The 13,249-nt window shown below is 71.0% G+C and carries 12 protein-coding genes; 2 read left to right on the top strand and 10 right to left on the bottom strand.

Features of this window, described 5'->3' with window-relative positions; translation table 11 throughout:
• Positions 1–252: 252 nt before the first annotated feature.
• Positions 253–1,374 carry a glycoside hydrolase family 88 protein gene (locus tag ABD987_RS08050; protein WP_345388703.1) on the top strand — a complete coding sequence of 374 codons (1,122 nt, stop codon included), beginning with the start codon at positions 253–255 and terminating at the stop codon, positions 1,372–1,374.
• A 91-nt stretch (positions 1,375–1,465) separates the two neighbouring features.
• Here the strand turns inward: ABD987_RS08050 and ABD987_RS08045 are convergent, their stop codons facing one another.
• From ABD987_RS08045 to ABD987_RS08020, 6 genes are all read right to left on the bottom strand, one after another.
• Positions 1,466–2,809: a DNA polymerase IV gene (locus ABD987_RS08045; protein WP_345388701.1), complete on the bottom strand. Its 1,344-nt coding sequence runs from the start codon at positions 2,807–2,809 to the stop codon at positions 1,466–1,468.
• The gene (locus ABD987_RS08040) at positions 2,806–3,126 is read right to left on the bottom strand and encodes a winged helix-turn-helix domain-containing protein (protein ID WP_345388699.1); all 321 of its coding nucleotides are present in this window, start codon (positions 3,124–3,126) and stop codon (positions 2,806–2,808) included. The genes ABD987_RS08045 and ABD987_RS08040 overlap by 4 nt, the downstream gene beginning before the upstream one ends.
• Positions 3,126–3,785 carry a hypothetical protein gene (locus ABD987_RS08035; protein ID WP_345388697.1) on the bottom strand — a complete coding sequence of 220 codons (660 nt, stop codon included), beginning with the start codon at positions 3,783–3,785 and terminating at the stop codon, positions 3,126–3,128. The genes ABD987_RS08040 and ABD987_RS08035 overlap by 1 nt, the downstream gene beginning before the upstream one ends.
• 33 nt (positions 3,786–3,818) lie before the next feature.
• The gene (locus ABD987_RS08030) at positions 3,819–4,550 is read right to left on the bottom strand and encodes an ABC transporter permease (protein WP_345388695.1); all 732 of its coding nucleotides are present in this window, start codon (positions 4,548–4,550) and stop codon (positions 3,819–3,821) included.
• The gene (locus tag ABD987_RS08025) at positions 4,547–5,509 is read right to left on the bottom strand and encodes an ABC transporter ATP-binding protein (RefSeq protein WP_345388693.1); all 963 of its coding nucleotides are present in this window, start codon (positions 5,507–5,509) and stop codon (positions 4,547–4,549) included. The genes ABD987_RS08030 and ABD987_RS08025 overlap by 4 nt, the downstream gene beginning before the upstream one ends.
• A 203-nt stretch (positions 5,510–5,712) precedes the next feature.
• Positions 5,713–7,284, bottom strand: coding sequence for an alpha/beta hydrolase (locus tag ABD987_RS08020; RefSeq protein WP_345388691.1), 1,572 nt, complete (start codon positions 7,282–7,284; stop codon positions 5,713–5,715).
• Positions 7,285–7,597: 313 nt separating this feature from the next.
• Between ABD987_RS08020 and ABD987_RS08015 the strand changes: the two genes are divergently transcribed.
• Positions 7,598–8,776: a macrolide family glycosyltransferase gene (locus ABD987_RS08015; RefSeq protein ID WP_345388689.1), complete on the top strand. Its 1,179-nt coding sequence runs from the start codon at positions 7,598–7,600 to the stop codon at positions 8,774–8,776.
• Positions 8,777–8,851: 75 nt separating this feature from the next.
• On the opposite strand, the gene ABD987_RS08010 is transcribed toward ABD987_RS08015, so the two are convergent.
• From ABD987_RS08010 to ABD987_RS07995, 4 genes are read right to left on the bottom strand one after another with little or no spacing between them, the layout of a single operon-like run.
• The gene (locus ABD987_RS08010; RefSeq protein WP_345388687.1) at positions 8,852–10,585 is read right to left on the bottom strand and encodes an aminotransferase class V-fold PLP-dependent enzyme; all 1,734 of its coding nucleotides are present in this window, start codon (positions 10,583–10,585) and stop codon (positions 8,852–8,854) included.
• Positions 10,582–11,352: an amino acid ABC transporter ATP-binding protein gene (locus ABD987_RS08005; RefSeq protein WP_345388685.1), complete on the bottom strand. Its 771-nt coding sequence runs from the start codon at positions 11,350–11,352 to the stop codon at positions 10,582–10,584. The genes ABD987_RS08010 and ABD987_RS08005 overlap by 4 nt, the downstream gene beginning before the upstream one ends.
• Positions 11,345–12,268 carry an amino acid ABC transporter permease gene (locus tag ABD987_RS08000; protein WP_345388684.1) on the bottom strand — a complete coding sequence of 308 codons (924 nt, stop codon included), beginning with the start codon at positions 12,266–12,268 and terminating at the stop codon, positions 11,345–11,347. The genes ABD987_RS08005 and ABD987_RS08000 overlap by 8 nt, the downstream gene beginning before the upstream one ends.
• Positions 12,255–13,217 carry an ABC transporter substrate-binding protein gene (locus ABD987_RS07995; protein ID WP_345389867.1) on the bottom strand — a complete coding sequence of 321 codons (963 nt, stop codon included), beginning with the start codon at positions 13,215–13,217 and terminating at the stop codon, positions 12,255–12,257. The genes ABD987_RS08000 and ABD987_RS07995 overlap by 14 nt, the downstream gene beginning before the upstream one ends.
• Positions 13,218–13,249 lie beyond the last annotated feature (32 nt).

Below are 13,249 nucleotides of genomic sequence, written 5' to 3'. Positions count from 1 at the left end.
CGCGGCACCCGGGACACGCCGAAGTGGGACTCGCCGACCTCGCGCCGCGGTCGGCGAGTCCCACCTCCGCACACGCGAGTTCTCCACTCAATCACGCGAGTTACGTCTCCAGACACGCGAGTTCCGTCTCCACGCACGCGAGTTCTCCGTTCGCGTCCCGGTCATCGGTCTCTTGACACCCTCAGCGGCACGCACGAAAGTCGGTGCGGTATCCCGTTCCGCCGCCACGAACTCGCTGAGGAGTACGCACGAATGCGTTTTCTGGGAATCCGGGTGCCCGCGCTGCTCACGGCGGCGGTGCTGGCGTGCGGTCTGGCGACGGCCCCGCCCGCCGGCGCGGCCCCGGCGTCGTGCGCGGTCGCCGACGCGATGGTGTCCGCCGGGAACCACTGGCTGGCGCACGGGACGAACCTGGCGGCGCCGGACTGGCAGAACGCGACCTTCCACGTCGGGAACCTGGCCACCGTGCGCACGACCGGCGTGTCCAACCACCAGACCCTGCCGTGGGCGAAGGCCAACGGCTATCGGTTGCGACAGGACCCGAAACGCCCGTTCTTCCCGGATTTCGAGGCGGCCGGTGAGGCGTATCTCGACCTCTACACCTACTTCCACCCGGACCCGCCGATCCTCGCCGACCTGCGGTCCCGGATCTCCGCCGAGGTCACCAGCGTCGCACAGGGACACGACGACTACTGGAACTACGTCGACGCGCTGAACATGGCGATGCCCTCGTTCGCCAGGATCGGCCTGCTCGACCACGACGAATCCATTTTGGACACCATGCAGAAACTGTTCCACCACGCGGAAAAGGAAGCGGGTGGGCACGGGCTCTTCGACGAGCGGGCCGGCCTGTGGTACCGCGACGCGCGCTACGTCGGCACCGGGACGTTCTGGTCGCGCGGCAACGGCTGGGCGCTCGCCGCGCTGACGAAGGTCCTCCAAGTGCTGCCCGTCACCGATCCGCGTCGCCCGGAGTACCTTCGCGTGTTCACGAAGATGGCGGACTCGCTGCGGTTCACCCAGCGGGGCGACGGGTTCTGGAACTCCGACCTGCTGCGCCCGTGGCATCACGGCGGTCCGGAAAGCAGTGGGACCGCGTTGTTCACCTACGGCCTCGCCTGGGGCGTGCGCGCCGGGATCCTCGACGCGGCCCGCTTCCGCCCGGTCGTCGACCGCGCCTGGAAGGCCTTGTCCACCAAGGCTTTACGCCCCGACGGCCTGCTCGGCTACGTCCAGCCCGTCGGCGCCGCCCCCGGCCCCGCGAAACCCGGCGACACCGCCGCCTACGGCGTCGGCGCCTTCCTCCTGGCGGGCCAGCAGGTCGCCACCCTCACCCCCGGCTGCGGTCCCGTTCCGGCGATCTCGCGTGATTGACGACGTAACTCACGTGATCAGACAGCGATCTCGCGTGATTGGCGGCGCATCTCACGAGTGCGCTCCCCAATCACGTGAGTGCGCGTTCTGGTCACGCGAGACAGGCGGAGGGGTCGGCTCGGTGGAGGGCCGGGTCGGTCTGGGCGAAGGTGCGGGCGGCGCCGGGGCCGGAGGTCCGGGTCTCGAAGCGGACGGTGACGCGGCCCTGTCCGGCGCCCTGGACCCAGCCGGTGCCGAACTCCTCGTGTGCGACGTCGTCGCCGGGGCGCCAGGTGCTCGGGACGTCGGGGGCGGGCGCGTCGGGGGTGGGCGCTTCGACGGCGGGCGTCGGGGCGGCCGGGGCCACCGGAGCCGGAGTGTCCGGTGTGGACACCGTCAGGGTGAACAGGGCGTCCTGGTGCGGCACGGAAAGCCCGCTGAAGGCGACCCCGGCCAGCCGCACCCCGCCGAACTCCGCCGGGTCCAGCAGCAGTCGTTCGGCCGTGGCGGTCAGCTGCTCACGGTCGTCGGTCGGGGACGCGGTGGTCTCCGAGCGGGTCACCGTGCTCATGTCGGTGTGCCGCAGCTTGATCACCACCGTCCGCGCGACCCGCCCGGCCTGGGTCAGCCGCCGATGCGCCCCGACGGCGATCTTGCGGACCTCGGCGCGCAGCGTGGCGAGGTCCTTGATGTCGACGTCGAACGTCGTCTCGGCGCTGACCTGCTTGGCCTCGCCGCGTTCGGCCACCGGCCGGTCGTCGGTGCCCCCGGCCAGCCGCCGCAGCTCCCGCCCGACGACGCCGCCGAGCGTGGTGGCGGCGTCCGCCTCGGACAGCGCGGCCAGCTCCCCCAGCGTCTGCACGCCGATGACGCGCAGCTTCGACTCGGCGACCGGGCCGATCCCCCACAGCGCCCGCACCGGCAGCGGCGCGAGGAACTCCCGCTCGGTCCCGGGCGGGACCACCAGCAGGCCGTCCGGTTTCGCCTCGTCCGAACCGATCTTCGCGACCTGTTTGCCGGTGCCCGCGCCGATCGACGCGACGAGCCCGGTCACCGACCGGATCCGCGCCCGCAGCCGCTCGCAGAACTCCGTCACGGCCGCGACGTCCGCGCCGGCGAGGTCCGGTGGCTCGGCGAAGGCCTCGTCGAGCGAGATCCGTTCGAGCACCGGCGCGAACTCGCCGACGACCTCGAAGACCTCCTTGCTCAGCAGCTCGTACACCCGGAACCGCGGCGGCAGGATCACCCCGCCCGCGGGCAGCAGCCGCCGTGCCTGCGACATCGGCATCGCCGACCGCACCCCGTACACCCGGGATTCGTAGCTCGCCCCGGACACGACGCCACGCGGGCCCGTCCCGCCGACGACCACCGCGCGCCCGGCCAGCGTCGGCCGGGTCAGCTGCTCGGCCGAGGCGTAGAAGGCGTCGAGGTCCAGATGGATCACCCAGCGCGTCACTGCCCGGCCCCCGGCACCTCCAGCAGGCGGTGCAGCGCCCGGGTGTACTCCTCGAACGCCGCCCGCCCGCGCGGGGTGAGCCGCACCAGCGTCACCGGCGTGCGGTGCTCGTAGGCCTTGGTGATCTCGACGTAGCCGGCGTCCTCCAGCTTCCGCAGATGCGTCGAGAGGTTGCCCGGGGTCATGTCGAGCAGTTGTTGCAGGCGGGGAAAGGTGATCTGCTCGTCGGCGCACAGCCCGGCGAGCGCGACCGTGACGCGCAGCCGCGCCTGCGCGTGGATCACCGGGTCGAGCTGGGGCAGCTCCTGGTTTCCCATCAGACCGCGCGACCCCGCACCCGCTGTCCCCGGCGGGCCAGCACGAGGTAGGTCACCGCCGCGGCCAGCAGGCCGCCGCCTCCCCCGAGCGCGAGCACGAGGAAGTTCGCCGGGTAGCCGACCAGGACGCCGGCCACCGCGGCGAGGATGATCCACACGCCGAGGCCGTACTGCAGCCGGTCCTGGAAGATCGCCCCGCCCGCCAGGTAGAGCACCCCGGTCAGCAGCAGGCACGAACCCGTCCACAGCAGGGAAGTCGACTCCTCGGACAGGCCGAGCTTGCCGATCTTGACGTTGATCGCCACCAGCGCCAGGTAGCCGACGCACCAGCTCCAGCCGTACATCCCCCCGGCGGTCCGCGACGGCCCGCGGATACCCCGGTTACGCCGCGTGCCGTAGTACGCCGAGTAGCCGATCGCGGCGACGAAGAGCACCGAAACCACCAGCCCGCCGACCCAGCCCGGCACCACCGACCCCACCGTGGCGACGTACACCAGCCCCCAGCCGACGAACCAGGCCACTCCCCAGACGAACAGCAGCCGCGCGGGGTCGAACCGCAGTTCCCGGCGCACCTGCTCGCTCTGCCGGGCGATCAGCGCCAGCGACTCCTCCGCCGACATCGGCTCGGATTCGTCCTCCACCCGTACCGCCCCTCCCACCGTGCCGCTCCCCCTGTTCAGCACGAAAGTTAATCACAGCTTCGCCGTGTCCAGCCGGAACCGCCGCAGCACCACCAGCGCCGGCACCACCAGCCACGCGGCCAGCACCAGCACCGCGGTCCCGATCCCGGCCTCGTGTGTCAGCGGGGAGCGGCCGAGCGCGCCCAGCCAGTACGAGGGCAGGAACCGCGCGATCGTGCCCATCCAGTCCGGCAGCATCTGCAACGGCATCCACAACCCGCCGAACATGCCCAGCGGCAGCATCATCGCACCGGTGACCGCGCCGACAGTGTCGCCCTTGCCGTGCAGCCCGGCCACCAGTCCCAGCACCGCGAACGGCAGCGCGCCCAGCCACAGCGACACCAGCGCCGTCACCCACTGGCCGGCCGTGAGGTGTTCGCCGCGGAGCATCCCCGCGGCGAAGATCACCACGACCACCGGCAGCGCCATCGCCATCGCGGAGAACACCTTGACCGAGAGGTAGCTGGACGCGCGCATCGGCGTCACCCGCAGCTGACGCTGCCAGCCCTCGGTGCGTTCGGTGGCGACCCGCGCCCCGGTGAACAACGCCCCGGCCATCGAGCCGTACGCGGCCATGTTCATCATCGTCACCACCCCGGACCGGGTGCCGTTCGGCAGGACGGTGTCCCCGAACAGCCCGCCGAAGAGCAGGAACATCACCAGCGGCATGCCGATGGTGAAGATCGCGAACTGGGGGCTGCGGACGATGCGCAGGATTTCCAGGCGCAGATAGGTGAGGTTCATCGGAGCGCGCCTTCCGGCTCGACGGTGTCGGCGTTGTCGACGTTGTCCGTGATGCCTGCGTTGTCGGAGGTCAGTGCCAGGAACGCGTCTTCGAGGCCGACCGCGGTGATCTCGATGTCGGACGCGAGCGGGAACGCGGCGAGCAGGCCGCGGATCGCCGCGTCGGAATCGGCGCACGCCAGCTCGGCGCGGTCCCCGCGCAGCCGCGCGGTGGACACCCCCGGCAGCGCGGCGAGCGCGGCCTCCGGCGCGCCGGGCACGACCGCGCGCAGCACCCGGCCCGCCACCGCCGCCCGCACCCGCGCGATCGGCCCGTCCGCGGCGATCCGGCCGTGCCGCATCAGCACGACGCGGTCGGCGTAGTCCTCGGCCTCGGCGAGGTAGTGCGTCGCGAACACCACGGTCCGCCCGGAGGCGGCGAACTCCCGCATGGACGCCCAGAACTCCCGCCTGCCCTCGACGTCGAGCGCGGCGGTCGGCTCGTCCAGCACGAGCAGGTCCGGGTTCCCGGCCAGCGCCATCGCGTACCGGACCCGCTGCTGCTGGCCGCCGGAAAGCTTGCCGCAGCGACGGTTCGCGAAATCGGTGATCCCCGCCCGCGCCATGATCTCGTCCGCCGGGAGCGGCCGCTGATGGGTCGAGCGCACCAGCGTGACGTGCTCGGCCGCGGTCATGTCCCGAAGCAGGGACCCGTTCTGCACCATCGCGGCCATCCGGCCGTGTTCCACCGCCGCCCTCGGCTCGCCGCCGAAGACCCGGACCTCGCCCGCGTCCGGCCTGGCGAGGCCGAGCAGCAGATCGATCGTGGTCGACTTGCCCGCGCCGTTCGGCCCGAGCAGCGCGACGACCTCGCCACGCGAGACCTCGACGCTCACCCCGTCCACCGCGCGCACGTCGCCGAACCGTTTGGCGAGGCCACGCAGGCTGAACGCGGCCTCCCCGGTCGTTGCCCCCATCATGCTTTCCCCTCCGAACTACTCTGAACTACAAAGTCGCTGCCAACTTTGTAACACAAAGCTCCCTGCACAGGAAAGTCACGGAGGCTGTGACGTGGTCCGTGGGGGCCTCCTTGAGGGACTCCAGGTCCCTCGGGGAGGCCCCCACGGACCACGAACGCCCCGGCAGCGCGGGGCCGCCGGGGCGCTCGTGGGGTAGCGAGGAGTCAGCCGAACAACGGCTGCTCCAGCCGGGCGCCCTGCTTCACCGGCGCGTCCGACCTGGCCGCGGCGGACGGGGGCGGCGTCGGCTGCGGCAGCGGCGCGCATTCGACGTCGGCCGTCCGGCCCGGCTTGCGGGCGGGCAGCTTGCCGGTGGCGAGGTAGTCGGCGATCTTGGTGTCCACACAGGCGTTCCCGCGCGGGGTGATCGCGTGGCTCGTGCCGCCCGGCTCGGCGATCAGCGCCGCGCCGGGGAACCGGCTACGGACCTCGAGGCTGCCCTCGAACGGCGTCGCCGCGTCGAGCGTCTCGTCGATCATCAGCACGCTCTCCACGCCCTTGCCCTGGACGTTCACCGGCTTGCCCGGCTTCACCGGCCAGTTGCGGCACGGCGCGTTGTACCAGGCGTTCTGCCAGGTGTTGTACGGCGCCTTGGCGAAGGTCCGCCAGTTGTCGGCACGCCACTGGTTCCAGCTGACCGGCCACTGGATGTCGGTGCACTGGACGGCCAGGTAGACCGCGTAGCCGTTGTCGTCGCCGCGACCGCCGAAGTTCTCGAACAGCGTCTTCATGTTCTGCCAGTCGCCCTTGTTGACGAAGCGCGACAACGCGTCACCGAGCAGCGTCCAGCGCAGCTGGTAGTACCCGGCCTGCTGGAAGACGTCGATCAGCTCGTCCGGCCCGATCACGCCGCCAGCGGGGTGGAACGACGCCTTGAGCAGCTGCTCGTCGAACACCCGCTCGACCGCCTCCCCGGTCTTGCCGAGGTGGTAGACGTCGTCGTGCTCGGCGACCCAGCCGAACCAGATGCGGAGGTTCCGGTCGAAGGCGACGTCCTGGTTCAGGTTCGCCTTGTACCAGACGTCACGCGGGTCGACCGTGGAGTCGAGGACCATCCGGCGCACGCGCTGCGGATACAGCGTCCCGTAGACCTGGCCGAGGTAGGTGCCGTAGGAGTACCCGTAGAAGTTCACCTTCTCCGCGCCGAACGCGACACGGATGCTCTCCATGTCGCGGACGGTGTCGGTGGTCTTCATGTTCTCCAGCAGGGCACGCGGGTTCTTCTTGCCACAGTCCTCGGCGTAGGACTTGACCCGGTCCAGCCAGGTCCGCTCCAGCCCCGGGGTCAGCGGGAGGTAGCCGGGCCGGTTGTAGTCCGCGTAGTTCGGCTGGCACGACAGCGCGGGCTTGCTGCTCCCGACACCACGCGGGTCGAAGCCGATCCAGTCGTAGGCGTCACCGGCGTGGTTCGGCACCCGCGCGCCCGCCAGCGCCAGCCGCAGCCCGGACGCACCGGGGCCGCCGGGGTTGGTCAGCATGACGCCCTGGTACTGCGCCTCCGGCGTCTTGTGCTTGATCCGGCTCAGCGCGAGCTGGATCTTCTCGCCGCCGGGCTTGCCGTAGTCGACCGGGACCGAGAGGAGGCCACACTGGGCACCGGCGGCCGTCAGTGCCTGGTCCGCGCAGGCGCCCCAGGCGATCGGCTCGGCCGGCGCCGGGTCGGCACTCGCGGCCGGGGCGGCCACCAGCGTCGAGGCCAGCGCAGCGGCCACCGCGGCGAAAACAGCTCGTCTCACGAAAATCTCCCTTTTCCTCAGTGGAAGCGGATGCACCATAAACCCGGCCGGCGCTGTCCGGGACGGCATCGCGGCGGGGTTGGGCCGAACGCCCTACTAAAGAAGGACCAGAAGTCGGGACAATCCGCCGAAAAGCCCGGAAAACCGATTGGCTACCGGCGCCGGGTGCGGATACGGTGAGCACCATGTTGATCTACTTCTCGCGCTTGCGGCTGTCCTGAGACGGCGCGACCGCCGGGCCCCCGCCATCGGATGAGGCCCCTTCTTCTGCGCGCCGTCCACATACTACTTTTGTTCCCCGTAAAGGACTTTCATGCGTTCGCAGAAGCACATAGCCATGATCGGCTGCACCGCGCCGAGCCACGTCTACCCCTCCCTCGGCGTCATCCGCGAGCTGGTCGCCAGGGGCCACCGGGTCAGCTACGTGGTCGGTGAACCCCTCACCGACCTGGTCGCCCCGACCGGCGCCGAGGTCATCGCCCACCCGACGATCTTCCCGCTCGGCGAGGCCGCCGTGTGGCCGGAGGAACCCGCCGAAGCCATGCGGGTCTTCCTCGACGAGGCCGTCGCGGTCTTCCCCCGGCTGACCGAGGTCTACGACCAGGATCGCCCTGACCTGCTGCTCTACGACATCGGCGGCCTGCCCGCCCCGGTGCTCGGACGGCGCTACGACGTCCCGGCGGTGCAGCTGTCCCCGACGCTCGTGGCCTGGGAGGGCTACGCCGAGGACATGGCCGAGGTGATGGCGCCGATCCGGAACTCACCGTCCGGAAAGGACTATCACGCGACCTACTCCGCCTGGCTGCGGGAAAACGGCATCGACACCGACCCCTGGGAGTGGATCGCGCAACCGGAACACGTCCTCTCGCTGATCCCGAGGGCGATGCAGCCCAACGCCGACCGCGTCTCCGAGGCCGTGCGGTTCGTCGGGCCGTGCCTGGACGAAGGCAGGCTCGCCGACCGGAGCTGGACCCCGCCCGCCGACGGGAAGCGGGTCCTGCTGGTGTCCTTCGGGACCGCGTTCAACGACCAGCTCGACGTCTACCGCGCGTGTGTGGAGGCGTTCGCCGGTTCGGACTGGCACGTGGTGATGTCGATCGGGAAGCACGTCGACCCGGCCGACCTCGGCCCGCTGCCGGAGTCGTTCGAGGCGTACCCGCAGGTCCCGCAGCTCGCCGTGCTGGAAGCCGCGTCGGCGTTCGTCACGCACGCCGGGATGGGCGGCTGCACGGAATCGCTGTGGTTCGGCGTGCCGACGGTGGCGATCCCGCAGGCGGCCGACCAGTTCGGCAACGCGGCGATGCTCGAAGAGCTGGGCGTCGGCAAGCACCTGCCCGCCGAGAAGGTGGACGCCGAAGCGCTGCGGTCGGCTGTCGGCGAGGTGGCGGACTCCCCCGCCGTCGCCGCCCGGCTGGCCGAGCTGAAGGCCGAGATCCGCGCCCACGGTGGCGTGCGCGCCGCCGCCGACGCCGTCGAGTCCTATCTGGACTGAGCGGCGCCGCAAGGTCTCTGAAGGCCACCTTGAGGGAACTCAAGTCCCTCAAGGTGGCCTTCAGAGACCGCCGGGCTACGTGCCCCGGGTTTCGTTGAGGTAGTTGTAGATCGTGTACCGGGTCACGTCGAGGCGCCCGGCCAGGTGATCGACCGCGTCCTTGATGAGGAAGAAACCCGCCTCGTCCAGTTCCCGGACCACCGCGGCCTTGTGCCGCTTCTTCATCAGCTCCACCGGGATCCCGGCCTTGCCGATCGCCCGCTCGACGAGGAACCGCTGCAGGCTGTCCACGTCGGGCGGGAACGTCTCGCGCTGCGGGAGGTCGGCCTGCTCGGCGCCGTCGAGTTCGCTGTTGACGCACAGGCAGCCGATCGCGACGCCCTCGGCGTCCCGCAGGAACAACGTCGAGGAGCGGATCGCGTGCCCGTCCGGTCCGTGCGTGCGGTAGTTCGTCAGGTCCTGGGTGGTACCGCGGCGGACGAGGCCGAGCAGCAGGTCGGTCATCGGCCCGCCGACCGTCCGGCCGGTCAGCTCACCGGCGATGGCGATGATCGAGTCCGGCAGCCTGCTCAGGTCGTGCAGCAGCACCTCGTTGCCGGGGCCGAGCATCGTGGCGAGCCCGTGCACGGCGGGGACCAGCGCGGCGAGCAGTTCCGAGGTCTCCGGCGTGGCAGGGGCAGCTGAGGGTACGACTGTCCGAACAGGACGGTTGAGCCGGTCCAGCACCGATCGCAGCGTCTCGGCGGCCTCCGCCGGGGTCGACGCGTGCGGGGAAAGGCGGACGTGCTCGGGCCGCACCGTCGCGGCGATGCCCTCGGCCGTCAGCGCGGCGCCGACCTGCTCGGCCGGATGGCCCGGCAGGCTGAACGCGAGGATGCCCGCGCGGCGCTCGGTGGCCGACACGATCTCGGCGCCGGCGGCACGCAGCACCTCCTCCAGTTCCCCGACGCGTTCGGCGATCCGCGCGGCGATCGCGGCGACCCCGGCCTCCTCGACCAGTTCCAGCGCGGCGGCGAACGCGCCCGAGGTCACCGGGCTCAGGTTGCTGATCGACCACGCCGCCGCCAGCGGATCGCTCGCGTGGATCTCGTCGTCGAACAGGCCGGGGTCCCGCGCGCCGGTCCAGCCGGACAGCACCGGGTCCATCCGCTCCAGCGCGCGATCGGACAGCACCGCGAACCCGGTCCCCCAGCCCGCGCGCAGCCACTTCTGCCCGCCGACGACCAGGACGTCCGCGACCTCCCACGGGGCCTCGGTGACGCCGAAGCCCTGGATACCGTCGACCACCAGCAGCCGATCGCCGACGACCTCGCGCAGCGCGGCGAGGTCGGCGCGGTAGCCGGTGCGGAAGTCGACCGCGCTGACCGAGACCAGCGACGTCTCCGGCGTCAGCGCGGCGGCCACCGCCTCCGGCGTCACGTACCCGCGCGGCGGGCGCATCCGCCGTACGGTGAGCCGGCCGGCCTGCTCGGCCCGCGCCCAGGGATAGGTGTTGGCCGGGAACTCCGCCGCGGACACCAGCACCTCGCCGCCCGGCGCGTTGAACGCCGCCTGGAACAGGCCGAGGCTGGTGTTCGGGAGCAGCACGGTGTGGTCGGTGTCGCTGCCGCACAGCCGCGCCGCGGCCGCCTTGGCGCGGATCTCCTGCCGCATCAGGTCGTCCACAGTGGATGGACCGGCCGTCGTGGTCCGGTCGAGCAGACGCGCGGTGGTGTCCAGCACGGCGTGCGAGGGCGGGCCGAAACGCGCGAAGTCGAGGTAGCCCGCGGGTTCGTCGAACTGGAGCAGGTAGCGGGGCGGGATCCTCATGAGGCGAGGACCCGCGCCAGGAACTGCCGGGTGCGCTCGTGTTTCGGCGCGCTCAGCACCTCGCCCGGCGGGCCGGTCTCCACCACGGCGCCGTCGGCGAGGAAGACCACCTCGTCGGCGGCTTCGGCGGCGAAGCCCATCTCGTGTGTCACGACCAGCATGGTCATCCCCTCCGCGGCCAGCGTGTTCATCACCGCCAGCACCTCACCGACCAGCTCCGGATCCAGCGCCGAGGTCGGCTCGTCGAACAGCATCAGCTTCGGGCGCATCGCCAGCGACCGCGCGATCGCGACCCGTTGCTGCTGTCCGCCGGACAGCTGGGCCGGATAGGCGTCGGCGCGGTGCGCGAGCCCGACGCGGTCCAGCAACTCCAGCGCCTCCTCCCGCGCGGTCTCCGGTGCCGTCCCGAGCACCCGGACCGGGCCCTCGACGACGTTCTCCAGCGCGGTCCGGTGCGCGAACAGGTTGAACCGCTGGAACACCATGCCGATGTCGCGCCGCTGCCGGGCGACCTCGCGTTCCTTGAGCTCGTACAGCTTCCCGTCGCGCAGCCGGAAGCCGATCGGCTCGCCGTCGACCCAGATCTGTCCGGCGTCGATGGTCTCCAGGTGGTTGACGCAGCGCAGGAACGTGCTCTTGCCCGCGCCGGACGGCCCGAGCAGGCAGACCACCTGTCCCTTGTGGACTTCGAGGTCGATTCCCCGCAATACCTCGGCCGATCCGAAATTCTTGCGCACACCGACCGCGCGCAGCAGTGGCTCAGACACGGGACCCCCTCGTCAGCGGCGCGCCCTTCAACGCCTTGGCCGCCCGCGACATCGGACTGCGCCCTTTCTGGTCGGCGGCGTCAAAGGCGCGTTCCAGGTAGTGCTGGCCGACCCCGGCGACGGTGACCACGACCATGTACCAGATCGCGGCGGCGAGCAGGGTCTCCATCACCAGCAGGTTGTTCGAGGAGATGTTGTTGGCCGCGTGGATCAGCTCGGTCACCCCGATCACCGAGGCCATCGACGTCCCCTTCAGCATGTTGATGAAGTCGTTGCCGGTCGGCGGGATGATCACCCGCATCGCCTGCGGCAGCACGACGCGGCGCAGCGTCGCGCCCGGCGTCATGCCGATCGACTTCGCCGCCTCGGTCTGTCCACTGTCGACGCTGTTGAGCCCGGCACGGACGATTTCGGCCATATACGCGCTTTCGTTGAGCGCGAGGCCGAGCAGCGCGGCGGTGAACGCGCTGATCAGCACGTTCGTCTGCTCGTGGACGAGGTAGCCGCCGAAGGGCAGCGGGATCGAGATCGTCGGGAAGATCAGCGCGAGGTTGTACCAGATCAGGATCTGCAACAGCACCGGAAGGCCGCGGAAGAGCCAGATGTAGCCCGCGGCGAACCAGCGCGCCACCGGGTTGGCACTGCGCCGCAGCAACGCGATCACGATGCCGATGACGATCGCCGCCGCCTGCGCGATCACCGCGAGCACCACGGTGTTGAGCAGGCCGACGGCCATCACCCGGTACCACAGGAAGTCCGGCACCTGGTCCCAGGCGATCTGCGCGTTGCCGAGCGCGATCCCGAGCAGCACCAGCAGCGCGAGGATGACCGCCGCGCTGACCCAGCGGCCCCAGTGCCGGAGCCGGACGATCGGCAGCGGCTCGGCTCCCGGTGTGGTGACCTCAGCTCCCGCCATTGACCCGCACCTCCTTGACCGCACCCTGCTCGACGCCCCACGCCTGGAGGATCCTGCCGTACGTGCCGTCGTTCACCAGCGCCGCCAGTGCCTTCTGGACGGCTTCGGTGAGCGGCTTGTTCTGCTTGTTCACGCCGATGCCGTACGGGCCGCCGTTGATCGGCTCGCCCGGGACGACCTCGAAGAACTTGCCCTCGCCCGCGGTGCGCGAGATGTAGACGGCGCTGGGCAGGTCGTTGAGGATGGCCGCGACACGCCCGGTGCGCAGCTGGTTCTGGTTCTGCGTGTCGCTGTCGGTCGCGGTGACGGTGACCGCGGGCTTCCCGGCCGCGGTGCACCGGCCACTCTGCTCGGTGGCGAACTTCTGGTGGCTGGTGCCCTGCACGAGCGCGACGTTCCTGCCGCACAGGGTGTCCGGCCCGGTGACGCCGTCCGGGTTGCCCTTGCGGACCATGATCGTGATGCCCGAGGAGAAGTAGTCGACGAAGTCGATCTGCTCCTGGCGGGCCTTGGTGTCGTTCATCGCGGCCATGGTCAGGTCGACGCGGCCGGACTGGAGGCTGGTGATCAGCGAGCCGAAGGCCATGTCCTGGTGCGTCACGGTGACGCCGAGCTTGGCCGCGACGGCCTTGGCGAGGTCGACCTCATAGCCGATCGGGGTCTTGCCGTCGGCGGAGTAGAAGTTGTTGGGCGCGGACTGGATGTTCGATGCCAGGCGCAGCGCGCCCGCCTGCTTGACGTTCGCGGGAAGCGCTTCCTTCAAGGCCGGATCCGGCTTCACCCCGGCCAGGATCGCGGCGTTGTCCGGGATCGCCGCCGGGTTCGCCGCCCGCGAGGCACCGCCCGCGCCGTCCGGTCCGCCACCGCAGGCGGCGGTACCCAGTGCGACGAGCACGCCCAGCACGGCGGCGCGCCACGGACGGGACGGGGACGAGGGGACCGGCGGCATGACGACCTCCAGGGGTGTTGTCACTCGGATGG

Origin of the sequence: Amycolatopsis samaneae, assembly GCF_039541975.1 — a bacterium.
GTDB classification, from domain to species: domain Bacteria; phylum Actinomycetota; class Actinomycetes; order Mycobacteriales; family Pseudonocardiaceae; genus Amycolatopsis; species Amycolatopsis samaneae.
Note: the sequence above shows the minus strand (reverse complement) of the source record. Positions and strands in the feature narration are given on the sequence as shown.

What these genes read in the sequence shown, in the direction of transcription:
- ABD987_RS08015 (WP_345388689.1), top strand. Translation starts at nt 7,598, where the DNA reads ATGCGTTCGCAGAAGCACATAGCCATGATCGGCTGCACCGCGCCGAGC.
- ABD987_RS08030 (WP_345388695.1), bottom strand. Translation starts at nt 4,550, where the DNA reads ATGAACCTCACCTATCTGCGCCTGGAAATCCTGCGCATCGTCCGCAGC.
- ABD987_RS08050 (WP_345388703.1), top strand. Translation starts at nt 253, where the DNA reads ATGCGTTTTCTGGGAATCCGGGTGCCCGCGCTGCTCACGGCGGCGGTG.
- ABD987_RS08040 (WP_345388699.1), bottom strand. Translation starts at nt 3,126, where the DNA reads ATGGGAAACCAGGAGCTGCCCCAGCTCGACCCGGTGATCCACGCGCAG.
- ABD987_RS07995 (WP_345389867.1), bottom strand. Translation starts at nt 13,217, where the DNA reads ATGCCGCCGGTCCCCTCGTCCCCGTCCCGTCCGTGGCGCGCCGCCGTG.
- ABD987_RS08010 (WP_345388687.1), bottom strand. Translation starts at nt 10,585, where the DNA reads ATGAGGATCCCGCCCCGCTACCTGCTCCAGTTCGACGAACCCGCGGGC.
- ABD987_RS08000 (WP_345388684.1), bottom strand. Translation starts at nt 12,268, where the DNA reads ATGGCGGGAGCTGAGGTCACCACACCGGGAGCCGAGCCGCTGCCGATC.
- ABD987_RS08025 (WP_345388693.1), bottom strand. Translation starts at nt 5,509, where the DNA reads ATGATGGGGGCAACGACCGGGGAGGCCGCGTTCAGCCTGCGTGGCCTC.